The organism is Stenotrophomonas sp. STEN035 (genome assembly GCF_056759935.1).
The window spans coordinates 1-23,319 of the sequence record NZ_JBRRDY010000033.1 but is presented as its reverse complement, the minus strand read 5'-3'; the positions used below and the strand labels follow the sequence as shown (position 1 = coordinate 23,319).

The 23,319-nt window shown below is 62.8% G+C and carries 23 protein-coding genes; 8 read left to right on the top strand and 15 right to left on the bottom strand.

The window, feature by feature from the left end:
* Positions 1–115: 115 nt before the first annotated feature.
* The 7 genes from ACVOLL_RS16320 to ACVOLL_RS16290 are packed head-to-tail and all read right to left on the bottom strand — an operon-like array spanning position 116 to position 4,516.
* Complete coding sequence (locus ACVOLL_RS16320) at positions 116–544, bottom strand: hypothetical protein (RefSeq protein ID WP_481513839.1); 429 nt, start codon at positions 542–544, stop codon at positions 116–118.
* A 57-nt stretch (positions 545–601) separates the two neighbouring features.
* A complete protein-coding gene (locus ACVOLL_RS16315; protein WP_481513838.1) occupies positions 602–1,186 on the bottom strand; it encodes a DUF2884 family protein in 585 nt (194 codons plus the stop codon).
* Positions 1,187–1,215: 29 nt separating this feature from the next.
* The gene (locus tag ACVOLL_RS16310; protein WP_481513837.1) at positions 1,216–2,040 is read right to left on the bottom strand and encodes a DUF4097 family beta strand repeat-containing protein; all 825 of its coding nucleotides are present in this window, start codon (positions 2,038–2,040) and stop codon (positions 1,216–1,218) included.
* A gap of 21 nt (positions 2,041–2,061) precedes the next feature.
* Positions 2,062–3,042 carry an ABC transporter permease gene (locus ACVOLL_RS16305; protein ID WP_481513836.1) on the bottom strand — a complete coding sequence of 327 codons (981 nt, stop codon included), beginning with the start codon at positions 3,040–3,042 and terminating at the stop codon, positions 2,062–2,064.
* Positions 3,039–3,911 carry an ABC transporter ATP-binding protein gene (locus tag ACVOLL_RS16300; protein WP_481513835.1) on the bottom strand — a complete coding sequence of 291 codons (873 nt, stop codon included), beginning with the start codon at positions 3,909–3,911 and terminating at the stop codon, positions 3,039–3,041. The genes ACVOLL_RS16305 and ACVOLL_RS16300 overlap by 4 nt, the downstream gene beginning before the upstream one ends.
* The gene (locus tag ACVOLL_RS16295) at positions 3,908–4,270 is read right to left on the bottom strand and encodes a GntR family transcriptional regulator (protein ID WP_062166162.1); all 363 of its coding nucleotides are present in this window, start codon (positions 4,268–4,270) and stop codon (positions 3,908–3,910) included. Before ACVOLL_RS16295 ends, ACVOLL_RS16300 begins: the two co-directional genes overlap by 4 nt.
* Positions 4,271–4,273: 3 nt before the next feature.
* Positions 4,274–4,516 (bottom strand): hypothetical protein, encoded by a 243-nt coding sequence (locus ACVOLL_RS16290; RefSeq protein ID WP_481513834.1) that lies wholly within the window; start codon positions 4,514–4,516, stop codon positions 4,274–4,276.
* 146 nt (positions 4,517–4,662) lie between these two features.
* On the opposite strand from ACVOLL_RS16290, the gene ACVOLL_RS16285 reads away from it, so the two are divergent.
* The 6 genes from ACVOLL_RS16285 to ACVOLL_RS16260 all read left to right on the top strand — a co-directional run bounded on the left by ACVOLL_RS16285 (position 4,663) and on the right by ACVOLL_RS16260 (position 10,691).
* Positions 4,663–5,211 (top strand): glutathione peroxidase, encoded by a 549-nt coding sequence (locus ACVOLL_RS16285; RefSeq protein WP_481513860.1) that lies wholly within the window; start codon positions 4,663–4,665, stop codon positions 5,209–5,211.
* Positions 5,212–5,296: 85 nt separating this feature from the next.
* Positions 5,297–6,277 (top strand): FKBP-type peptidyl-prolyl cis-trans isomerase N-terminal domain-containing protein, encoded by a 981-nt coding sequence (locus ACVOLL_RS16280; protein ID WP_481513833.1) that lies wholly within the window; start codon positions 5,297–5,299, stop codon positions 6,275–6,277.
* A gap of 26 nt (positions 6,278–6,303) precedes the next feature.
* Entirely contained in the window at positions 6,304–7,653 is a 1,350-nt protein-coding gene (locus ACVOLL_RS16275) for a UDP-glucose dehydrogenase family protein (RefSeq protein WP_481513832.1), read from the top strand.
* A complete protein-coding gene (locus ACVOLL_RS16270; protein ID WP_481513831.1) occupies positions 7,646–7,885 on the top strand; it encodes a SlyX family protein in 240 nt (79 codons plus the stop codon). The genes ACVOLL_RS16275 and ACVOLL_RS16270 overlap by 8 nt, the downstream gene beginning before the upstream one ends.
* Before the next feature lie 8 nt (positions 7,886–7,893).
* The gene (locus ACVOLL_RS16265; protein WP_481513830.1) at positions 7,894–8,565 is read left to right on the top strand and encodes a DUF2058 domain-containing protein; all 672 of its coding nucleotides are present in this window, start codon (positions 7,894–7,896) and stop codon (positions 8,563–8,565) included.
* A 62-nt stretch (positions 8,566–8,627) separates the two neighbouring features.
* Complete coding sequence (locus ACVOLL_RS16260) at positions 8,628–10,691, top strand: acyltransferase family protein (protein WP_481513829.1); 2,064 nt, start codon at positions 8,628–8,630, stop codon at positions 10,689–10,691.
* Between the two features lie 172 nt (positions 10,692–10,863).
* Here ACVOLL_RS16260 and ACVOLL_RS16255 read toward each other — a convergent pair whose 3' ends face one another.
* From ACVOLL_RS16255 to ACVOLL_RS16245, 3 genes are all read right to left on the bottom strand, one after another.
* Positions 10,864–11,406, bottom strand: coding sequence for an NMCC_0638 family (lipo)protein (locus ACVOLL_RS16255; protein ID WP_481513828.1), 543 nt, complete (start codon positions 11,404–11,406; stop codon positions 10,864–10,866).
* Between the two features lie 63 nt (positions 11,407–11,469).
* Positions 11,470–12,654: an MFS transporter gene (locus tag ACVOLL_RS16250; RefSeq protein ID WP_481513827.1), complete on the bottom strand. Its 1,185-nt coding sequence runs from the start codon at positions 12,652–12,654 to the stop codon at positions 11,470–11,472.
* A 508-nt stretch (positions 12,655–13,162) separates the two neighbouring features.
* Positions 13,163–14,614, bottom strand: coding sequence for an amidohydrolase family protein (locus ACVOLL_RS16245; RefSeq protein WP_481513826.1), 1,452 nt, complete (start codon positions 14,612–14,614; stop codon positions 13,163–13,165).
* Positions 14,615–14,758: 144 nt separating this feature from the next.
* On the opposite strand from ACVOLL_RS16245, the gene ACVOLL_RS16240 reads away from it, so the two are divergent.
* Entirely contained in the window at positions 14,759–15,658 is a 900-nt protein-coding gene (locus ACVOLL_RS16240; RefSeq protein WP_481513825.1) for a LysR substrate-binding domain-containing protein, read from the top strand.
* Positions 15,659–15,697: 39 nt separating this feature from the next.
* Here ACVOLL_RS16240 and ACVOLL_RS16235 read toward each other — a convergent pair whose 3' ends face one another.
* The 5 genes from ACVOLL_RS16235 to ACVOLL_RS16215 all read right to left on the bottom strand — a co-directional run bounded on the left by ACVOLL_RS16235 (position 15,698) and on the right by ACVOLL_RS16215 (position 21,929).
* A complete protein-coding gene (locus ACVOLL_RS16235; protein ID WP_481513824.1) occupies positions 15,698–16,381 on the bottom strand; it encodes a hypothetical protein in 684 nt (227 codons plus the stop codon).
* Positions 16,382–16,453: 72 nt separating this feature from the next.
* Positions 16,454–19,282 (bottom strand): methionine synthase, encoded by a 2,829-nt coding sequence (gene metH, locus ACVOLL_RS16230; RefSeq protein WP_481513823.1) that lies wholly within the window; start codon positions 19,280–19,282, stop codon positions 16,454–16,456.
* Positions 19,282–19,884 (bottom strand): short chain dehydrogenase, encoded by a 603-nt coding sequence (locus tag ACVOLL_RS16225; RefSeq protein WP_481513822.1) that lies wholly within the window; start codon positions 19,882–19,884, stop codon positions 19,282–19,284. Before ACVOLL_RS16225 ends, metH begins: the two co-directional genes overlap by 1 nt.
* Positions 19,885–19,894: 10 nt before the next feature.
* A complete protein-coding gene (locus ACVOLL_RS16220) occupies positions 19,895–20,974 on the bottom strand; it encodes a homocysteine S-methyltransferase family protein (protein WP_481513821.1) in 1,080 nt (359 codons plus the stop codon).
* Between the two features lie 25 nt (positions 20,975–20,999).
* Positions 21,000–21,929 (bottom strand): ArsR/SmtB family transcription factor, encoded by a 930-nt coding sequence (locus ACVOLL_RS16215; protein ID WP_481513820.1) that lies wholly within the window; start codon positions 21,927–21,929, stop codon positions 21,000–21,002.
* 127 nt (positions 21,930–22,056) lie between these two features.
* Here ACVOLL_RS16215 and ACVOLL_RS16210 point away from each other — a divergent pair, with 127 nt between their 5' ends.
* Positions 22,057–23,205, top strand: coding sequence for an acyl-CoA dehydrogenase family protein (locus ACVOLL_RS16210; protein WP_481513819.1), 1,149 nt, complete (start codon positions 22,057–22,059; stop codon positions 23,203–23,205).
* Positions 23,206–23,319 lie beyond the last annotated feature (114 nt).

The window sequence follows — 23,319 nt, the reverse complement described above, 5'->3', positions numbered from 1 at the left end:
GGTTTACGCGGCTTCTGCGGGAGAGGTTGCTGGGCAGGCCTTTGCCGAGCATGGCTCGGCACTACATTGACCTTGCCGGTACAGCCATTGCCGACCATGGGTTGGCACTACAGGCTCAGCGCACAGCGCGCAGATTGGCCAGGGCTTCGTCGTATTTCTCGAACTCGGGAATCTGCTTGGCCAGGTCCGGCGGGAAGGGCGACTGGCCTTCGGGGATCTGCAGCGGCAGCGTGCGTTCCTGTGCCAACGCCGGGTCGGCATCCACCAGCGTGTTCTGCCGCAGGATCTGCAGTTTGACGTAGCTGGTGTGCAGCAGCTCCTGCTGCTCGGCATTCAACGGAATGACGATGTCATCAACGCGCAGGCGGCCGTCCGGCAGGATGTCCAGGTTCGGGTAGGGGGCGCGACGGATCGCGATGCGCTCCAGGGTGACCTCGGTCTTGGGCTTGCTGCGCTCGCTGCGGTGCTCGGCGTACTTTTCGCGATCACAGCCCGTGGCCAGGGTGGCGAAGGCGACGAGGATCAGTAACAGCAGTTTGTTCATGGTGACGGGCAACAACAACGGCGGGGGCGGCCATTCTACCGCCCCCGCCTGTACTGGTCAGAAGGACTGCGAGTTGCCGTTGCGGCAGTCGTCAATATCGGTCTGGTCCATTTTTGCGTACGGCGCGAACTCGGGCACGGCCGCAGCCAGTTGCTGCTGGGTGGCCATCAGCGCAGGCAGCTGGTCGCACAGCTTGGCGGCACTGGCCTTGATCTTGTCAGCTTCGGCATTGATGCGCGCTTCGATCTGCTCGGAGTTGCCAGAGAAGATGCCCTTGATCGCCTCGCCCGCAGCCTTCGCACCCAGGTTGGCACCTTGCACGCCAATGTCGATGCCGGCTTCGGCGACGCCGAGCATCTGCGTGCGATAACGCAGGGTGATCGCGCGTTGGCTGTCGTTGAGCGGGATGGATGCGCCGTTGATCAGCAGGTCGCCGGTTGGGGTGAGTTCCACCTTGGCGCCATCGGAGCCGATGCTGATATTGCCTTCGGCCATCTCCTTGCGGGCTTTGTCGGTGGCTTCGCGGACTTTCGCGCCAACGGTGGTGTCGGTAGCCGGCCCATTGGTCGCCGGCTTTTCACCGCAGGCGGCCAGCGGGATTGCCAAGGCCAAGGCGAGCAGGGAAGCGTTGAGGATCTTCATGGTGTGCGTTCCGTTGCGGTTGGAAGGAGTTAGTGCTTTTTGGGCAGATCGACGCTGCCGCTGATGCCGGAATGATTCACCGAGCCGCTGCCAAGCCGGTCAACCTTGAGGCTGGCGGCGCCACGGACGTCCAGGTCGCCCGAACCCAGCGAGCCCAGGCGCACCGCGCCGCGGCTGTCGCGAATGTCGACGTCACCCGAGCCGATGCTTTCAATCGTCACCGCACCTTGTACGCCCTGCAGTTCGATATCACCGGAGCCAACGCTGCCCACCCGCACGTCGCCGCGCACGCCAGTAGCCTTGGCATCGCCCGAACCTACCGAGAGGACGTGAAGCGAGCCGATGTTGTGGAACTCGACATCGCCTGACCCCACTGCTGCCGTGGCCAGGCCTTTGATGTCACGTGCACTGACATCGCCCGAACCCACATCGGCGCTCATGCTCTGCGCGCCGGCCAGGGAGGCATCACCGGAGCCGACCTTGAGCTGTACCAGGATGTCGTCCGGCAGGCTGCCGGTCAGGTCCAGATAGGCGTAGGTGTGGCCCATGTTGATGTTCAGCCCCTGGTTCCGGCGTTCCAGCGTCACCACCAGCTTGTCGCCAACCTTGCGCTGGCTCAGCGAGAGCTGGTCCAGCAGTTCCTGGCTGGAAGCGCAGCCGCGTCCGCTCACGGCTGCTTTCGCGCCCGGGCTGGCCTGCAGGCGCAGGTCATGGCTGTTCACTTCAAACATCACGGTCTTGCTGCCGCCCAGGTCCAGGTTCAGCGACTGGGGGGCGGTAAACGCGCAGGGCTGGCTGGCGAAGGCTGCGCCCGGGGCAGCCAGCAATGCGGCCAGTACAAACGTCTTGTGCATGAACATTCTCCTGATCGAGCTTCAGATGTCGTCGCGACGGCGGCGCAGGTAAACAGCTGCGACGATGAGGGCGATGCCGACAACCGCGCCAATCCAGATATCGGGATTGGACAGTACTTTGCTCAGGCTGTGATGCTGCAGCAACCACTGCACCAGATCGGCCGGCGTCTGCAGATCATTGTCACTGATGTTGGTGTCGGTCAAACCGCGTGGCAGCCACGATGAGGGGAACACGCTGAGCAGGCCGCGGTAGGCAACGGTGTACCAGATCCAGCCCAGCGGCAGCTTCACGCCCGGCATGGCGCCGAGGATGCTGATCATGGTGCAGGCCAGCAGCGGTATCAGCACCGCCCACAGGAACGGCTTGGTCCGCACCAGCGCCGAGCAGAACATCAGCCAGCCCACGGTTGGCAATGCCCAGAGCAGACTCACCGGAAGGGTGCTCAGGACCAGGCCCAGGATGCGGAACGGGTGCGAGTGGGTGGCAATCGCCCAGGGACTGGTGGCGCCAGCACCGGCCGCGCCCAGCATGGCCACTACCCATAGCACCAGCCCGACAGCCAGGCCGATGGCCATCGCGATCAGCGGTGCCAACACCAGTGCCCACAATGCCTTGGACAGCACGGTCTGGGTGTCGGAGACCGGCAGTGACTTCCAGAACAGCACACTGCGGTCGCGACGGTCGTCGTAGAGGCTGCCAAGTGCGTAGAAGAACACCACGAAGGCCAGGATCAACGAGGCCAGGAAGATGCCGGCCAGCAGCAGGCCATCGCCGAACGCACCCATGACCTTGAGGTATTCGCTGACATCGCCGGTGTGATTGATGCCATCGGAGTTGCGGGCGGCGAACACGCCAATCAGCGCGCCGATGATGGCGAACAGGATGGCGATGCCGCCGGTGATGACCTGGGCCCAGACAAAGCCGCCCCGGTTTTCCCAGTACTCACGCTTGAGCAGCCATTTGAACTTGCCGAGCGGGGTGATGTGGTGAGCGGCGTTCATGCGTAGGTTCCCTTCATGGTGGCCACGAACAGGTCGGCCAGGCCGGGGGTGCGGATTTCGCCCATGGCGGCGAGTTGGTTGCGGTTGGCGCCATCGAACAGCAGCACCGTCTTGCCGAATGGCAGGGCGCGTTCTTCAATCGGACCAAGGGCGCGGGCTGCCTGCAGCGTGTCGGCCGAGGCCAGCAGTTCGGTGTAACGCTCGGCCAGTGCCTCCATGTCGGAGGAGAGCACGATCGAACCGTCGCGGATGAACAGCACGTCGGTCAGGATGTGCTCGATCTCCTCCACTTGGTGGGTGGTGATGATGATGGTCTTCTGCTCGTCGAAGTAATCCTCCAGCAGGCGCTGGTAGAACTCCTTGCGGTACATGATGTCCAGGCCCAGCGTGGGTTCGTCCAGCACGAGGATCCTGGCGTCGATGGCCATCACCAGGGCAAGGTGCAGCTGTACCACCATGCCCTTGGACATCTCCCGCACGCGTTGCTTGGGGCTGAGCTTGGTGTTGGCCAGGAAGCGCTCGCAGCGGGCGCGGTCAAAGCGTGGATGCACGCCGGCCACAAAGTCGATGGCCTCCTTGACGCGCAACCAGCGCGGCAGCACCGCTACGTCGGCGATGAAGCAGACATCATTCATCAGGTCATCGCGCTGGCTGCGCGGGTCCATTCCCAGGACCTGCAGGTCGCCGTCAAACGAGGTCAGGCCGAGCAGGGCTTTGAGTGCCGTGGTCTTGCCGGCGCCGTTGGGGCCGATCAGGCCGACGATGCGGCCCGGTTCGATGGTGAAGCTGGTGTTGTCCAGCGCTGGCTTCTGCTTGTAGGCCTTGCGCAGGCCCTTGGCGGAAACGACGGCTTCGACGGCGGCGTTCATAGAGTGGTCCCCGGTGGCAGCAAATCTTTCATGGTCAGGCCCAGACGCTGGATGCGCTCCAGCACGGCCGGCCATTCGTCATTGAGAAAACGATCACGCTCGTTGCCGCGCAGCTTCTGGGCGGCCTCCTCGGTCATGAACATACCAAGGCCACGGCGTTTCTCGACCAGGTTCTCGTCGGCCAATTCCTGATAGGCGCGCGAGACGGTGATCGGATTCAATTGGTACTCGGCCGCGACCTGGCGTACCGAGGGCAGGGCGTCGCCCGGCTTCAGGATCCCGTCCAGCATCATCGCGATCACGCGATCCTTCAGCTGGCGGTAAATGGGAGCGCCATCGCTCCACTGGATATCGCTCATGGGTCAGCTCCGCGAATTCAGCTGTGCGAAAGAAAAATAAGGCATCGAAAGGCTGGTCCGCATACGGCGGGCCGGTCGTTTCGCTTTGGGAGTTTCGTCGGCGTCCTGCCCATCACCGCCCACCTGGGCTGCATAATCCGTGGCATCGGCAAGGCCGTTGCCGAGAGAGGTTGAGCAGCCCAGCAACAGCAAGGTGCCTGTGACCATCAGTGCGTGGAGAGCGTGTCTGCCGTGCTTGGTGTTCATAAGGCCCCTGTGTAGGGTGGCTGGTGTTGTATGCAACTATAACACCGACACGCTGACATGCAACTGGTTCTGACCAAACTAATGGCCTATGCCGCTCCAAACTTGCTTGTTGTGCTCAGGAGAAACCAGTGAACATTCGTAATTTATTGATTTCAATTGCCTTTGTGGCGGGCGCTGGTGGTGCGTTGGATGTGGTTGCAGGTCCGTTGCTGGACCGCAACTACCGCTCGCTGGCCGGAAAAGACGAGGTGAACCTGAATCGCGCGTACGGTGGCAAGGTGCTGTTGGTGGTCAATACCGCCTCCAAGTGCGGATTCACCCCGCAGTACGAGGGGCTGGAGGCATTGCAACAGGAGTTGTCACCGCGTGGTTTTGCCGTGTTGGGCTTTCCGTCCAATGATTTCAAAGGCCAGGAGCCGGGTAGTGAGGCGCAGATCCAGGAGTTCTGCACACTTACTTATGGGGTGAAGTTCCCCATGTTCGAGAAAGTGCATGTGGTCGGGCCGGAAGCGACACCGCTGTACCAGGACCTGACCCGCCTCAGTGGCGTTGCACCGGGCTGGAACTTTCATAAATATCTGATTTCCCGCGATGGGCGCGTGCTGGCGCAGTTCCCAAGCAAGGTGAAGCCGGATGACCCGGAACTGCGTGCGGCAATCGATCGCGCGCTGGCCGCACCAGCACCACAGCGCTGACGCGCCTCGACATCTGCGGCGCGCGTGCGACAATATCGCCCCTCGCGCCGCCGGTGGCGTTTGTTCACTTCCAGGAATGCAGCGAATGAAGATGGGAAAGCGTGGCGCGGTTGCGTCGCTTCTGATTTTGGCGATGGCGGCCCCCGGGGTCGTTTTTTCGCAACAACCTGCCGCTGCGGCGGCGACCAAGGAGAAGTCTGTTTTGACCTCGGATCGTGAAAAGATTGGTTACGCCATCGGCATCGACGTGGCCAGCTCGTTTGAGCCGGTTGCCTCGGAAGTAGACGTGGCCGCAATGCGTCGCGCTGTTGAGAACGCCTTTGCTGGCGGCCAGCCGCTGCTGTCGCAGGAAGATGCGCAGAAGACCGATCAGGCGCTGCGCACCGTGATGATGGCCCGTTCGGGCCAGCAGGTTCCGGGCATGGCACCGGGCAGCGCGCCGCCGTCGGTTGACCGCGAAAAGGTCGGCCTGATGCTGGGCAGCTTTGCCGTTGGTCCGTCGCTGGCACGCATCAAGAATGAGATTGATCTGGATTCCGTGTTCCAGGCCATCAGCACCGTGTTCGCCAAGGGCACCCCGCTGATGACCCACGAGCAGGCGCAGGGCGTGCTGCAGGCATTCAGCGCCACCAAGGAAGCTGAAATGAAGGCTGCGGCCGGCAAGGCCGCCCAGACCAACCGTGAAGAAGGCAATGCCTTCCTCGCCAAGAACAAGACCCAGCCGGGCGTGGTGACCACCGCTTCGGGCCTGCAGTATCAGGTGATCCGCGCCGGCAGCGGCGAGCGCCCGATGGCCAGCAGCCGCGTGCGTGTGAACTACGAAGGCAAGCTGCTCAACGGCGAAGTGTTCGACAGCAGCTACCAGCGCGGCCAGCCGGTTGATTTTGGTCTGGACCAGGTCATCAAGGGCTGGACCGAAGGCGTGGCGCTGATGCCGGTTGGTTCCAAGTACCGCTTCTGGATTCCGGGCGAACTGGCCTATGGCGAAGCCGGCACCCAGGGCGGTCCGATCGGTCCGAACGCGACGTTGAGCTTTGACGTCGAGTTGCTGGGCATCATGCCGTAAGGCTGAGTGACGGAGTAGGCGCAACCATGCGTGTAGCTATTTTCGGAACCGGCTATGTGGGTCTCGTCACCGGGACCTGCCTGGCGGAAGTAGGGCACGATGTGGTCTGCGTCGATATCGACCAGGCCAAGGTCGACGGTTTGGAGCGGGGCATCATCCCGATCTACGAACCTGGCCTTGAGCCGATGGTGAAGGCCAATCACGCCTCTGGGCGTTTGGCCTTCACCACCGAAGCAGCGAAGGCCATCGACCACGGTGAAGTGATCTTCATCGCGGTCGGTACGCCGCCGGACGAGGACGGCAGCGCCGACCTGCAGTACGTGTTGGCGGTAGCCCGCACCATCGGCCGCCATCTGGTGCGGCCCACGGTCGTGGTCAACAAATCGACGGTGCCGGTAGGTACCGCAGACAAGGTTCGTGCTGCCATCGCTGAAGAGCTGGCAGCGCGCGGCCAGGAGATCGCCTTCGATGTGGTCTCCAACCCCGAATTCCTGAAAGAAGGCGATGCGGTCGCAGATTGCATGCGCCCGGATCGCATCGTCATTGGTGCCAATAACGTCCATGCGGTGGCGGTATTGCGGCGGCTGTACGCGCCGTTCAACCGCAACCGCGACCGCGTTGTGGAAATGGACGTGCGTTCGGCCGAGCTGACCAAGTACGCCGCCAATGCGATGTTGGCGACCAAGATCAGTTTCATGAATGAGATTGCCAATATCGCCGAGCGCGTAGGCGCCGACATCGAGCAGGTGCGCCAGGGCATAGGCTCTGACCCACGCATCGGCTGGCACTTCATTTATCCCGGCGCCGGCTATGGCGGCTCCTGCTTCCCCAAGGATGTGCAGGCACTGGCGCGTACCGCTGCCCAGCATGGCCACCAGCCGCAACTGCTCAATGCGGTGGAGGCGGTAAATGCCGCCCAGAAGGGCCATCTGTTCGAGTTGATCCAGCGGCATTACGACCGCGGTGAAGACGAAGGTGTGCGCGGCAAGACTTTCGCTGTGTGGGGCCTGGCATTCAAGCCCAATACCGACGATATGCGCGAGGCACCGAGCCGGCGGGTATTGGCGCAGCTGTGGGAAGCCGGCGCCAAGGTGCAGGTGTTTGATCCAGAAGCCATGGACGAAGCCCGTCGCGTTTTTGGCGAGCGTGAGGACCTGGTGTTCTGTGACTCCGCCTTTGCAGCACTGCATGATGCAGACGCTCTGGTGGTAGTCACCGAGTGGAAGCAGTTCCGCAGCCCGGACTTTGCGCGCATACGCGAAGCGCTTGGTGATGCGGTGGTATTTGATGGCCGTAACCTCTACGACCCGGCTGAAATCGAAGCCGCAGGCCTGGCGTATTACGGCATTGGTCGAGGACGTTCCGTACATGCATGAATCAACTTCCGAGCAGCGCGAACAGGCGCTGGAAGCACGCTTGGTTGAGCTGGAGATGCGTGTCTCTTTCCAGGAGCACGCGCTGGCAGAGATGAGTGAAGCACTGGCGGACGCCCGTATGCAGGGCTCACGCAACGCCGATCTGCTGCGCCACCTACTTGATGACCTGGGCAAGGTACGCACGACGTTGTATGCCGATGCTGCCGATGAACCACCGCCCCCGCACTACTGATATCTCCTATGAGTGACAATATTCGTGACCAGCTGCTAGGGCTGGGTTTCAAGCCTGCTCCCAAGCCGGAGCGCAAGCCGGAAGCGCGCCGTGACGGCCGTCCGCCGCAGGGCAAGCCGGGACAGGGCCGGCCGCAGCAGGCGGGCAACAAACCCGCCCATGCAGGCAAGCCAGCCCAACACGGCAAGCCGTCCAATCCGGCTAAGCCCGGGCAGGGCCGGCCGCAGCAGGGTCCGCGCAAGCCACGCTCGCAGGAAGACATCGATCTGGCCAAGGCCTATGCGATCCGTGCGCAGAAGGAAAAGGACGAGCGCATCCAGGCCGAACAGGCCAAGCAGGAAGAAGCACGCCTGCGCCGTGAAGCGCGGGCCAAGCTCGATGAGCTGATCAAGGACAAGGGGCTGAATGATCCCAACGCCGACATTGCCCGTCACTTCCCGTACGGCGGCAAGATCAAGCGCGTCTACGTCAACGCTGATCAGCTCAAGGCGCTCAACGCCGGTGAGCTTGGCGTGCTGCAGCAGAACGGTCGCTACCTGCTGGTGACAGCCGAAGTGTTGGCGCAGGCCGAGGAGATATTCGCCCAGGCCGTGGCGCTGAAGGTTGATCCGAATGCCCCGGCCGACGCGGACCCGTACGCGGACCCGCAGTACCAGGTGCCGGACGATCTGGTCTGGTAAGCGATTGGCTATGATGCAGATAACGGGCGCCGCTGGCGCCCGTTTTTTTAATGGGGAAAACAATGCAGGGACAGTTGAAGCAGGAAGGCTATCTCCCCCACGTTGACGGCCTGCGCGCCATTGCCGTGCTCGCTGTCATCTTCTACCACCTCAATCCGAGCTGGTTGCCAGGCGGGTTTACCGGCGTGGATGTCTTCTTCGTCATCTCCGGCTACGTGGTCAGCGCTTCGGTGGCGCGCTCTTCCGGGTTCGTCGGCTGGAAGGGGATGCTGGCCTTCTATGCGCGACGCATGCGCCGGATCATGCCGGCGCTGCTGGTGTGTCTGCTGGCTACCGGCCTGCTGAGCACCTTGTTCATTCCCGAATCCTGGCTCAGCGAAACCAGCGGCAAGACCGGACGCATGGCCTTTGTCGGGCTGAGCAATTGGGTGTTGGCGGGCACGGGCAATGACTATTTCTCGCCACGTAGTGAGTTCAACCCTTACACGCATACCTGGTCGCTGGGTGTGGAGGAGCAGTTTTACCTGCTGTTCCCGTTGTTGTTCATGGCCTGGTCCAAGGGCGGGCGGGGCCGGGGCTTGTCGATGCTGCTGTTTGGCTTGGCCACCGCCGGTTCGCTGCTGTTTGCCATCATCCGCGCGCTGCAGGGCGGACAGGAGATCGCCTCCTTCTATCAGACCACCACGCGGTTCTGGCAATTGGGTGCGGGCGTGCTGCTGTTCCAGCTGCTCGATATGCGTGGGCGTGCGAACAGTGAAGCGGGTCCAACAGGGCTTTGGTCCATGCTGTTGCAGTTGGGCAGCGCCAGCTTGCTGGGCTACGGCTTGTGGGCAGCGCGTCCCGGCCACTCACCGTGGATCGATGGCTTGTGGCCGGTGCTTGGCACGTTGGGGTTGCTGGGGCTGTTGCACCGTTCCGCCGCCGGCTGGATTGGTAGCAGTCTGTCGGCGCGGCCGATGCTGGTGATAGGGCGGATGTCGTACTCGCTGTATCTGTGGCATTGGCCGGTATTCGTGCTGTTCCGCTGGACGCTTGGTCTGGACTCGCTGGGTACCGGGGGATTGGCATTGTTCTGCACCGCACTGCTGGCCTGGCTGTCTTGGCGATGGGTGGAACAGCCGCTGCGCTTTGGCAGGCGCTGGCGTGCCTCGGATCTGCGTTGGGTGGTAGGCGGCGTGGTGCTGTTGCTGCTGGGCATGGGCTTGCAGAAGCAAATGGAACGCGCCGCCAAGCACATCTCCTTGAGTACGGTCAGTCGCCATCCGTTGGACTGGTATCCGTATGCCAAGGGCTTAAAAAAGGAATTCCCTGATTGCGAGCTGCTGGTGTCGCGTCTGCCGGTCGCGGGTGCTCAGGTGCAGCAGTTCGAGCGTGGCAAGTGCGCTATGGGGAAAGGCGGTGAGCGGCGTTTGTTCGTAGCGGGTGATTCACACGCGCTGGCTTACAGGGAGATGCTGCGTCGTTCGGTTTTGCTCGACGGTGGGCAGGTCCGCCTGTATGCGGGCGCTGGCTGTGCGTTGGTCGGGCTGCAAGGCCGACAACAGGCCGATCCGGGCTGCGCCTCCTACGTGACCCAGACCCTGGCAGATGTAGCCATGCAGGCCCGCGCCGGCGATGTGCTGTTCCTCCCAGGCCTTCGGGTACCAAGACTGGTTGAACAATATGAGTTGCTGGATCAGCAGCACGCACTTGCAGCTGTGCAGAGTGGGGAGGCTGCGGTAAAGCGGGAGGAGGAGGTTCACCTCGCAATTGCTGCACTGAAGCCCCTGGCCAATCGCGGCATTCGGATCGTACTGGAAGCACCAAAGCCGGTGCTGGCTGCGCCACCGTTCCGTTGCTCGGATGCGTTCAATCGCGGCAATCCGATCTGCGTGAACGGCATGGCGGTTTCGCGTGAACGAATGGAGGCACTACGGGCACCTGTGATGGCCAGCTTGCAACAGGTTGCGCAGGCACTGCCTGGCGCGAGTGTCTGGGATCCTTTGCCGGTACTGTGCCCGGGGACGACCTGCCAGCCAGAGCAAGCGGGCAAGCCTCTCTATTTCGACGGTGACCATTTGAGTGGTTACGGCAATCGAGTGTTGCTGTCCTCGTTCCGCGATCATCAGGCGACAGAAGTGCATTGAGCCGCGCGCGTTCTGCGCTCGGCATGGAGCGCGCGATCGCTCCCGTAGCACGGGAGCGGGCGCTGTAGGCTCTGTGCTTGTCAGTGCAGCAAGATCAGGCGCTACGCGCGTGTGCAAGGTGGCGTGACCGAGTATCAGCTACACGATTCCAGCGCCCTGTCAGGCGACAGGTTCAACGGGGTACTGCAACGTAACTGGCGCTGGCATTGCCACGTAAACCGGTCCCGGATTTGGGGTTGAGTGACAGCCGCATTTGGATGCCGCGGTCTTCACCATTGCCGCGCCAGGTGTAGGTGTGGACCGTCCAGCCCCTTTCGTCGATGGAGGTCATGTCCATGGTCGAGGTATAGCCATCCGGGGCCATTCGGCCAAGCCTTCCGAACTCTTTGGCAATCTCCTTGGGCTCACCGCTCATGATGGTGACCCGGCAGGTTCCATCGTCGGCCCAGGAGAAGCCATAGGGGATGCTTTCGAAGCTGACAAGCCAGGCCTTGCCTGGCTTGTCGCGAAGAAACTCTCTCGCCTCCGGATCCTGCACACGGTCGCCCTGAGCGCTCATTACCTCGGCGAAGGTGTCGGGCTTGTCGAGCAGATCGACGCAGGCAACGGCAAAGATGCCGATCGGCGCCGTTGAGGCTTCGTTGGCGCGAGCAGTCCCGGTCGCAAGCAATGGCAGTGCTGCCAGCAAGGTGTAGAAACTGGAACCGTATTTCATGACAGAGCCCCCTGTGCCGTGAGATGGCGCACTTATAACAGGGATTGGGCCTGCCTGCAGGATTCAGCGCTTGAACCGGGCCTGGCGCGAAGGCGGCAGCCAGTACCAGGCGATCAGGGTGCCGAGCAGGGCGAAACAGCCGCCGACGATGAAGGCGACCTTGCCGTCGCCGAACTGCCAGAGCTGGCCAGCGATCAGGGCGCCGAGCACGCCGCCCAGGCCGGACGAAAAACCATAGAACAGGCCTTGGCCATGGCCATTGAGGTTGCCCGGGAAGTAGCGCGCCAGCAACTGCATGGCCGAGGCGAAGAACGCGGCGAAGCCCAGGCAATGGGTGGTCTGCGCGACCAGCATCACCGGCAGGTTCTCCGGCCACAGCGCGGTGGCCCACCAGCGCAACACGGCGCTTCCCATGGAAATGATCAGCAGCCAGCTGGCATCCCAGCGACGGAAGAAACGCGCGATCAGGAAGAACACCGCTACTTCGAACACCACGCCGACGGTCCACATCAGCCCGAGCAGCGAGGTGCTGTAGCCGTGTTGGTCCATGTAGAGCGAGAAGAAGGTGTAGTAGGGGCCGAACGACAACTGTTCGAGGAAGGCGGCGATGAAGAAGGCCATGACCGGCTTCTGCCGCACGATGCTCCAGAAGCCTGCATCGTGTTGGCTGCGCGCGCCGATATTGCGCGCATAACGGTTGAGGAAGGCCGAGCCGACCATCAGTACAAACAGCGGCAGCATCAGCCATGGCAGCTTGCCGGCACCGTGCTTTTCGATCAGCCAGCCGAACAGGGTGACGACGATGATGAAGCCCACCGAGCCCCAGACCCGGATCATGCCGTAGCGATGACTGTCCGCGCCCAGATGAGTGAGGGTGATCGATTCGAACTGCGGCATCACCGCGTTGTAGAAGAAGCAGAACGCGATCATCACCACGTACAGCGTCCACGGCGGCGCGGGCACCAGGAAGCCGGCGAAACAGACGATGGTCAGTACGCAGCCGACGCGAAGCCAGCGGATCGGATGCGGCGAGACAGCCGCCAGCGAGGTCCAGGTGCTGGGTGCGACCACCCGCGTGGCGTACCACAGGCTCATCATCACGCTGATGGCGGTGACTGTCATGCCGCGCGACTGCAGGTACAGGCTCCAATACGGCGTGAACGCGCCAAGCGCGGCGTAGTAGAAAAAGTAGAAGCTCGACAGGCGTGCGGTAGGCACGGCCCGTGATGGCAAGGCAACGGACGTCATGGGAGGGCGCTGGATGCGCTGGGCAGGCAAAGGGGGGGCTGCAGTTGCAGCAGTCCCTATTGTGCCCTTTGCCGTCTTTGGATGGCAGTTCGCAGAGTCGCGATCCGGCTGATTCCCGTTGTTTCAGGTGAACCGAACGTTCGTTGGTGCAATGTTGGCAACTTTCGCCAAGCAGCGTCCGCCAGCTTGCAGTTGACTGTGGGAGCGGCGTAAGCCGCGAAGCTGGCTTTGCTGCAGTTCCAGATGTCTGTGGAATCTGATGGTGTTCCTGCTTCGCGGCTTACGCCGCTCCCACAAATTTTAGGTTTGCGTGTTGTTCGGCTGGGGCTGGCTCTGACTGTGGGAGCGGCGTGAGCCGCGAAACTGGCTTTGCTGAAGTCGTCGATGCATGTGCGATCGGATGACTCCCTTGCTTCGCGGCTTACGCCACTCCCACAAAGAACGGGGCTACGGATACAGCTCGGTGTGTGCGTGGTCCGACCCTGGACGGCAACGGAGGGCACAGATATCAGGGTTTCGCCTGCGCGTTCCACTCGCTGACCTGCGCCTTGGTCCGCGCCAGCATCGCGTCCAGTGCGGCACGGTCATGGACCTTGCCGCGCATCACCACGGTATTGATCGCGCGGGTGGCTGCTATGTCCTGCAGAGGGTTGCGGTCCAGCAGCACCAGGTCCGCCGCCTTGCCTTCGGCGACCGCACCATAGCGGTCCAGCTTGCCGAACCAGGCTGGGCCGGCACGGGTGGCCGACTGCAGCACCTGCAATGGCGTCAGCCCTTCGCGTACATACAGTGCCAACTCGTTGTGCAGACCGATTCCAGGGAAGTTGTAGGAGTTCAGAAAGCCTGCGTCCGTGCCGGCCATGATGCGCACGCCGGCTTCCTGCAGCATCGGCAGCACCGCGGCCACCTGTGCGTAGTGGGCGTGGCGTGCCTCGATCTGAGCGGGCGTGGCTTTGGCGGCGCGCTCGACGCGCCACTTGTAGGTATCGCGCAGCCCCGGGCCGATGTAAGCCAGGTAAGGGTCGCTGTCGCGCGGTTCCACATCGAGGAAGTCGATGATGCGGCCACCGTCGAGGGTCGGGGTCACGGCGACGCCGAGTTCGGCAAAACGGCGGTACGCCGCCATTGCGGTGGCGCGGTCGAAGCCGGCATGCAGCCTGCGGTTGGCCTCGGCCCGGTCGATCTTTCCGGCGGCGAAGTCGGCAGCGATCGCAGCCTCATCCTTGACCCCGGCCTTGAAGGCGTAGTCCAGGTGCTCGATCGAACTCATGCCGGCCTCGATGGCCTGGCCTACGGTCAGGGCCATCGGTACGTGACCGGAACTGCGCAGACCTCGCGCCTTGGCCTGGCTGACGGCGTACAGGAACAGCTCCGGCTTCAGCGTGCTGTCGGTGATTTTCACGAAATCGACCTGGTCGCGCTGCTCGCGATCCAGCGCGGCGTCCACACCGGCCTTGTCGCCGGCTTCAATCGTGCCTTTCCAGACAGGCGCCAGGCCTTCGATCTTGGCGCCGGAGGTGAACAGCTGCGGCCCGAACAACTGACCACTGGCGATCTGCCCGCGCCACGACAAGACCTGCTCGGCGAGATCCCCCGACGCGTCACGCACGGTGGTGATGCCATGCGCGACGTATAGCGGCAGCAGGGCCTTGTTCTCTTCGATCAGTGCCGGGCCGCCGCCAAAGTGGACGTGCATGTCCCACAGTCCGGGAATCAGATAGCGGCCGCGGCCATCGATGGCGGTGGTGGCGCGCCATTGGGTGCCCAGCTGTGCATCATCACCGACGGCGACAATGCTGCCGTCACGGATGGCGACGGTCTGGTCGGGTATCGCACGGCCATGTTCGACATCGATCACGGTTGCATGGCGGATCACTACGTCCGCCTGGGATTGGGCGGCGATTGCGGGCGAGATGGTTGCTGCGAGTGTGGTCAGCAGCAGGCCGAGCGTGGTCTTCATGGCGTATTCCAGTGATAAGCGATGGCCTCAGGGCGGGCCAGATATGAGTCGCCGCACGGCACAAGCGAAGGCGACTGCGTGCGGCCTGCTGGTTCTGGTGTTTGCCCGAGGTTGCAAGCGATGCTACAAGTGCAGTGAGCTATCGTGAAATTAAATGTCGTGGTCGAGTCCAGTTCAAAAACAAATAGGGCCTACTTCGAGCTGGATCTGCTGCGGGCGTTGGTGATGGTGGCCGATTGCGGCAGTTTCACTGCCGCCGCCGCGCGTCTGCATTCCACCCAGTCGACCATCAGCCAGAAAGTGCGGCGGCTGGAGGACCTTGCCGGGCACCGCCTGCTGGATCGGGGGGTGCGCGATGTGCGACCGACGGATATCGGTGAGACCGTATTGGGTTACGCCCGGCGCATGTTGTCGCTCAACGAGCAGCTGGCAGAGGCCATGTCGGGCGATGGTGCTGCGGTGGTCATAAGACTGGGTGTGCCGGAAGATTTCGCTGCAGGGCGCACCACGCCGGTGCTGGCTGAGTTCACCAGGGCCTATCCGCGGGTGAAGCTGGAAGTCAGTAGCGGCTTGAGTCGTGCCTTGGCCGAGGGCTACGACCGCGGCGAGCTCGACCTGATCCTGGTCAAGCAACGGCGTGGCAGCCGTGAGGGCGTGGCCTGCTGGCCCGAACCGATGTGCTGGGTGGACAGTGCCAGCAGTCCCTCGTTCGGGACCGAGCCGGTGCAGCTGGTGGCGTTTCCGCCGCGTGGCATGTACCGCGAAGACATGATCGACGCGATTGAACACCTGGGTCGGCGGTGGCGCATCAGTTTCACCAGCTCCAGTCTTGGTGGCATCCAATCAGCAGTTGCCGATGGATTGGGCATCAGCCTGTTGCCGGCGCGTGCGATGACAGCCGGACATGTGGTGCTGGGGGTGGAAACTGGCTTGCCACGAATCGACAGCGTCGAGCTGGCGGTCCTGCACCGTCCGTCGGCGGACCCGGAAGCCAAGGCCTTGGCCGCGTTGCTGATCCAGATGCTTGAGCAGGAAATGGGTTGAGATCTGCGGCAGCCGGGTAGCTGGCGACTGCCAACTACGTCAGAACAGGTCTTGGACCGGCGTATCCAGCAGCTCTTTGGCGCTGTGGGTGAAGCGGCGCAGGCTCGAAATGCCCAGGTCGCGGATCAACGAGTGGGTGGTGTGGGGCAGGGCGGCGTCGTAGATGTCCTGCGGTGCGACGTTCTTGCCGTGGACACCTGGCAGCAGATCGATGCCGGCCGCTGCGTAGCAGTGCTGCACCATCGCCGAGCAGTACAGCGCGCCTTCCTTGGATAGCAGGTTGCTGCGCCGACGCAGGCGGGTGCTGTGCATCGCAAACAAGGTGCCGACCAGCTCGCTCAGCGAGTAGCTGGACAGCCCTGACAGCAGATCCAGCGCGGCAACCTGCACCTTGTGAGTCTGTGCGGCATCCAGGCCGAAATCGAGGATGGCCAGGTTCGGGAAGGCCTCGTCGTCGAAGTAGCGATCGGCGCGGTTCTCCTGCGCACCGAGCCGCAGCTGGCGATTGCGCAGGTCCAGGTCCGACTCCAACACCCACCAATGACCATCCAGCCGTTGCTCACTGAACAGGAATGCGTGCGACCACAGGCTGCGGTGGCCGTCCTGGGTCAGTGGCGCCTGCGCCTTGCGGATGGCCTTGCCGACCCAGTCATCGGTGCCGCATAGGCCAATGCGACCAGGCGCGGCGTGCTTGCGGATCAGCTCTGCATTGCGACTCTGCATGGGGTCTGGGCTTGGAGGGCAGCTGGCAGGATAGGCGCTGGCGGCGCAGTTGTCGCCGCCAGCAGTTGCGGCTTATTCCGGATCGTAGTCGAGGTTGGAGGCCAACCAGCGCTCTACCTGCGCGCGATCCACGCCCTTGCGCTTGGCGTAGTCAATGACCTGCTCGCGCGATACCCGGCCAACCACGAAATACTGGCTTTGCGGGTGGCTGAAGTAATAGCCGGAGACTGCTGCAGTGGGCAGCATGGCGAAGCTTTCAGTCAGCGACATGCCGATGCCTTCCGCGTTCAACAGCTGGAAGATGGTCTGCTTTTCACTATGTTCCGGGCAGGCCGGGTAGCCGGGGGCTGGGCGGATGCCGCTGTACTTCTCGGCGATCAGCGCCTCGTTGTCGAGTTGCTCATCCTTGGCGTAGCCCCAGAATTCGGTGCGCACACGCTGGTGCAGACGCTCGGCCATGGCTTCGGCCAAACGATCTGCCAAGGCTTTGAGCAGGATGGCGTTGTAGTCGTCGTGGTCGGCCTCGAAACGGGCAACGTGTTCATCGATGCCAATGCCGGCAGTAACCGCGAACGCGCCGATCCAATCCTGCTTGCCGCTGTCTGCTGGCGCGATGAAGTCGGCCAGGCAGAAGTCCGGGCGCTCAGCAGGCTTGTCGACTTGTTGGCGGAGGAAGTGGAGGGTTTGCTGCTCAAGCCCCTCTCCCTCCGGGAGAGGGGTTGGGGTGAGGGCAGACGGCACAAGCAATGGAGCCAAAAGCTTGCCCTCATCCGCCCTTCGGGCACCTTCTCCCGCAAGCGAGAGAAGGGAAGAAGCGGCACCTTCTCCCTTCGGGAGAAGGGAAAGCACGACATCATCGCCACTGCTATTCGCCGGCCAAATCCCAAACGCCGCCCTGGCCGTCAGCCACTTCTCATCCACGATCCGCTTCAGCATCGCCTGCGCATCGGCAAACAGATCACTGGCCTGCGGACCCACGATTTCATCCGTTAGGATCGCCGGGTATTTGCCAGCCAGTTCCCAGGCCTGGAAGAACGGCGTCCAGTCGATCACTGGCAGCAGATCTTCCAACGGATAATTGTCGAACACATGCACGCCCGGCTGGTTCGGCGTCGGCGGGGTGTACTGGCTCCAGTCGCAGGTAAAACGCTGGCCGCGTGCATGTTCCAGCGAGACCAGACGTTTGGCATCACCACGGTTGCGGTGGCGCTGGCGGATATCCGCGTAGTCGGCATCGTTGGCGGCGACGAAGCTGGCGCGCAGTTCGCGCGAGATCAATGACTGCGCTACGCCGACCGCGCGCGAGGCGTCCTTCACCCACACCGTCGGTGCGCTGTAGAACGGGTCGATCTTCAGCGCGGTGTGCGCGCGCGAGGTGGTGGCACCGCCAATCATCAGCGGCAGCTCGAAGCCCTGCCGCTGCATTTCCTTGGCGACATGACTCATTTCTTCCAATGACGGCGTGATCAGACCAGACAAACCGATGATGTCGGCGTTTTCTGCGCGGGCTGCGTCCAGAATTTTCTGCGCCGGTACCATCACACCAAGATCGACCACCTCGAAATTGTTGCAGGCAAGCACGACGCCGACGATGTTCTTGCCGATGTCATGCACGTCACCCTTGACCGTGGCCATGATGATCTTGCCATTGGACTTGCCGACTTCGCCGGTACGCGCCTTCTCTTCTTCGATGAAGGGCAGCAGATAGGCCACGGCCTTCTTCATCACGCGTGCAGACTTCACCACCTGCGGCAGGAACATTTTGCCGGCGCCGAACAGATCACCGACCACGTTCATGCCGTCCATAAGCGCGCCTTCGATCACATCCAGCGGACGACTGGACTGCTGGCGGGCTTCTTCGGTGTCTTCCTCAACCCAGGCATCCAGACCTTGCACCAGCGCGTGGGCAAGTCGATCGCGTACCGGACGCTCACGCCAGGCCAGGTCTTCAACCTTCTTCTCGCCCTTCTTGCCCTTGTAGCGTTCGGCGATTTCCAACAGGCGCTCGGTACCGTCGCGACGGCGGTTGAGGATCACGTCCTCCACGCGCTCGCGCAGTTCCGGGTCGAGCTGATCGTAGATCGGCATCGCGCCGGCGTTGACGATACCCATATCCATACCGGCCTTGATGGCGTGGTACAGGAACACCGAGTGGATCGCCTGCCGCACCGTTTCATTGCCTCGGAACGAGAACGAGACGTTCGACACGCCGCCGGACACATGGCAATGCGGCAGCGTGCGCTTGATGATGCGGGTGGCTTCGATGAAGTCCACCGCGTAGTTGTCGTGTTCCTCGATGCCGGTGGCCACGGCAAAGATGTTGGGGTCGAAGATGATGTCTTCCGGCGGGAAGCCGACCTGCTCGGTCAGGATGCGATAGGCGCGGGTGCAGATCTCTACCTTGCGTTCGCAGGTATCAGCCTGGCCGACTTCATCGAATGCCATCACCACCGCGGCAGCGCCGTAGCGGCGCACCAGGCGAGCGTGTTCGATGAACAGTTCCTCGCCTTCCTTGAGCGAGATCGAGTTGACCACGCTCTTGCCCTGCAGGCATTTGAGGCCGGCCTCGATCACGCTCCACTTGGAGGAATCGACCATTACCGGGATGCGGGCGATATCCGGCTCGGACATGATCAGGTTGAGGAAGCGCGCCATTGCCTTCTCGGAATCGATCAGGCCCTCGTCCATGTTGACGTCGAGGATCTGTGCGCCGCTGGCGACCTGCTGGCGGGCAACGTCGACAGCCTCTTCGTAGCGTTCTTCCTTGACCAATTTGCGGAACTGCGCGCTACCGGTGACATTGGTGCGCTCGCCGACGTTGATGAACAGCAGGTCAGGAGTGATGACCAGCGGTTCAAGGCCAGACAGACGGGTGTAGTGGGTTGCGGTGTCGTTGCTCATTACCAGACCTTGAAAACCTGTCCATTGGCGATGCCATCGATGCTGCGCTGGTACGCCAGTGCGGCGCGCGCGGCGGAGACCGGTTCAAAGCCGGGGAAAAAGTCGCCGTAAGCATCCAGTGCTTCGGTCAGCACGCTGGGGCTTATCGCGTTGATGCGCAGGCCGCGCGGCAGTTCGAGTGCTGCGGCGCGAACGAAACCTTCGATGGCGGCATTGACGCTGGTGGCGCTGGCGCCTTGCGCGATCGGCTGTTCGGTGAGGATGCCGGTGGTCAAGGTGATGCTGCCGCCATCGCGCAGATGATGTTGGCCCAACAAGGCCAAACGTACCTGACCAAGCAGTTTGTCGTGCAGTCCCTTCGCGAACTGCGCAGGGCTCATTTCCGTCAGCGGCCCGAAGTGGACGCTGCCGGTGGTGGCGACGATGGCGTCGAGCGGACCGACTGTCTGCAGCAGTGCGTTCACGCTGTCATCGCTGCCCAGATCAACGCTGTGCAGCGGGTCCGAACGCGATGCGGTGATGACTTGATGGTGTTGCTGCAGATGTTGCGCAACCGCCGAACCCAGGGTGCCACTGGCACCGATCAACAGGATCTTCTTCATCGTGTAGTCCTCAGGCAGCCTTGTCTGCAGCCAGCGGCAACGCGCGCGGCGGCAATCCCGCAACGGCTTTGGCAATGGCGCGGATGTGATCGGGCGAGGTGCCGCAACAGCCGCCGACCAGATTCAACAGGCCGGACTGGGCGAACTCTTTCAGCGTGGTCGCCATTTCCTCGGGCGTCTCGTCGTACTCGCCAAAGGCGTTGGGCAGGCCGGCGTTCGGGTGGGCGCTGACATAGCCACTGGATACCTGCGACAGCGTTTCAATATGCGGACGCATATCGGTGGCGCCCAGTGCGCAGTTGAAGCCGATCGACAATGGTTGGCTGTGCGAGACCGAGGCATAGAAGGCTTCGGCGGTCTGCCCGGACAATGTGCGGCCGGAGGCATCGGTGATGGTGCCGGAGATCATGATCGGCAAGCGCCCGCCACGCGCGTCGAATACCTCTTCGATGGCGAACAACGCCGCCTTGGCGTTGAGCGTGTCGAAGATGGTTTCCACCATCAGTGTGTCGGCGCCACCGTCGATCAGACCATCGATGGCCTCGCGGTAAGTGGCGCGCAGCTCGTCGAAGCTGGTGTTGCGGAAGCCTGGATCGTTGACGTCGGGGCTGATCGAGGCAGTGCGGCTGGTCGGGCCAAGCACGCCAATGACGAAGCGAGGCTTGTGCGGTGTGATTGCTTCAACTGCGTCACAGCACTTACGTGCCACCTGCGCGCCGGCCTTGTTCAACTCATAGACCAGATGCTCAAGGTGGTAATCAGCCTGGCTGACCGAGGTGGCGTTGAAGGTATTGGTTTCCAGCAGATCCGCACCGGCTTCGAGGTAGGCGGTGTGGATGCCGGCGATCACTTCCGGCTTGCTCAGCAGCAGCAGGTCGTTATTGCCCTTGAGGTCATGCTCGCAGCCTGCACCATGCACGTGCTGGCTGTCGAAGCCGCCAGCGAAACGCACACCGCGATAATCGCCTTCTTCCAGACGATGGCGCTGGATCATCGTGCCCATGGCACCGTCGATGATCAGGATGCGCTGTTCAAGCGCACTGAGCAGCTTGGTGACGCGTTCGGGATGGAGCCAGGGCAGGGCGTGCATTGGGGCAATCAACCAGGTAGGGGTATCAGGGGCGGTGCGCGATCAGCGAGATCACTTCGAAGTGGGGCGGGCGCTTTTCGCGGGTCACGGTCTCCAAGCTCGAGACTTCCAGCCCGGCCTTCTCGACAAACTTGCGCAGTTCCTTGCCGGTGAAGCCGAGGTTGACGTGGCCATAGGCCTCGACGGCGGCCTTGTGCTCGTGGCGGGCCAGGCTGCACAGCATCAGCCGGCCTTGCGGGCGCAATACACGGGCGCACTCGGCAACGGCCTTGGCTGGCTGAGTGGCGTAGGTGAGGGCGTGCATCATCACCACCAGATCGAAGCTACCGTCGGCGAACGGCAGCTTGTGCATGTCGCCCTCCAGCACTTCCACGTTGGGCAGCTTGCGCAGGCGCTCGCTGGCAGCAGCCACCACGCGGGCGCTGGTGTCGATGCAGACATAGCGCTGTGCGTGCGGAGCCAACAGTTCGGCCAGCACGCCATCGCCGGAGGCGATGTCCAGCACGTCGCCGGTTTCCAGCAAGGGCAGGGCGCTGCGCGCCATCGCTTCCCAGGTACGGCCAGGCGAGTAGTGGCGCTCCATGTCACCGGCGACGCTGTCGGCCCAGTTCTGGTCGGCCGCGCGCATGGCAAGCACGGACGGCACGCGTTCGGCGTCCTGGCGCAGCAGAGGATCGTCGCTGCCGCTGCTCAAGGCATGCCACAATGCGCGCTGTGCCGGGTCCAGCGCGGCCTCGTCAAAGCGGTAATACGCCGAGACGCCGGCACGCCGATCACGCACCAGGCCGGCTTCCTTGAGCCTGGCCAGATGGGTGGACACGCGCGGCTGGGCCAGCGTGGTGATGGCCGACAGCTCGGCCACGGTCAATTCTTCCTGTTCCAACAACGTCAGCAGACGCACGCGCGTCGCATCGGCGAACACTTTCAGACGGGTTGACCAGTCTTCCAGATCCATAAATATCTACCTATCGCGATATAGAGATATTCTCCCTGTGTTGCCAGTTTCGGTCAAGGCGATGCATAGGCTGAATGGGGTTGCGATGGTTACAATCGCAACTTGATCAGACCCTGGGAGGGGTGTTGTGGATTTCAGTTATTCCGACGAGCAGCTGATGCTGCAGGACGTCGCGCGTCGCATCGCCAAAGAAAAGATCGCCCCCAGCGCTGAGCACTTCGACGCTACCGGTGAGTACCCGCTGGACAATATCCGTCTGTTGGGTGAGAACGGCTTGATGGGCATCGAGGTGCCGGTCGAGTACGGCGGCTCCGGCATGGATCCGATTTCCAGCGTGCTGGCCATCGTCGAGGTGTCGGCTGCCGACGCGGCACATGCCACCATCATGTCGGTCAACAATTCGCTGTTCTGCAACGCCCTGCTGGGTTATGGCACCGAGGCGCAGAAGCAGACCTACGTACGTGCGATTGCCGAAGGCCGAGAGATTGGCGCGTTCGCGCTGACCGAATCGCAGTCCGGCTCCGACGCGACCGCGATGCGTTGCCGTGCCGTGAAGCAGGCCGATGGTTCGTTCGTGATCAACGGCCAGAAGAGCTGGATCACCTCCGGTCCGGTGGCGCGTTACATCGTATTGTTTGCGATGACCGACCCGGAACAGCGCTCGCGCGGCATCACCGCTTTCATGATCGACACCAGCAAGCCTGGCTTCGGTCGCGGCAAGACCGAGCCCAAGCTGGGTGTGCGTGCATCGGCGACCTGCGAGATCGAGTTCCAGGACTACGTCGCTGCAGCGGAAGATGTGATCGGCAAGGAAGGCGAGGGCTTCAAGATCGCGATGAGCCTGCTGGATTCGGGCCGTATCGGCATTGCTTCGCAGGCGGTCGGCATCGCTCGTGCTGCATACGAGGCATCGCTGGCGTACGTGAAGGACCGCAAGTCGTTTGGTGCGCCGATCGGCAGCTTCCAGATGATCCAGGCCAAGATCGCCGACATGAAGTGCAAGCTCGATGCGGCGATGCTGCTGACCCTGCGCGCGGCCTGGACCAAAGCACAGGGCAAGCGCTTCTCCACCGAGGCGGCGGTAGCCAAGCTGACCGCGTCCGAGGCAGCGATGTGGATCGCCCACCAGGCGGTGCAGATCCACGGTGGCATGGGTTATTCCAAAGAAATGCCGCTGGAGCGTTATTTCCGTGATGCCAAGATCACCGAGATCTACGAAGGCACCTCGGAGATCCAGCGTCTGGTCATTGCCCGCAACGAGACCGGCGTGCGCTGATCACCCTGCAATGCCGGGCAATGCCCGGCAGATGTGCTCATGTAGTGGGGGGCGGCGCGGCGGGGGACGGCGCCGGTGGGTGGAGAGGGCAAGCGCGGGGGGGGCGCGGGGGCC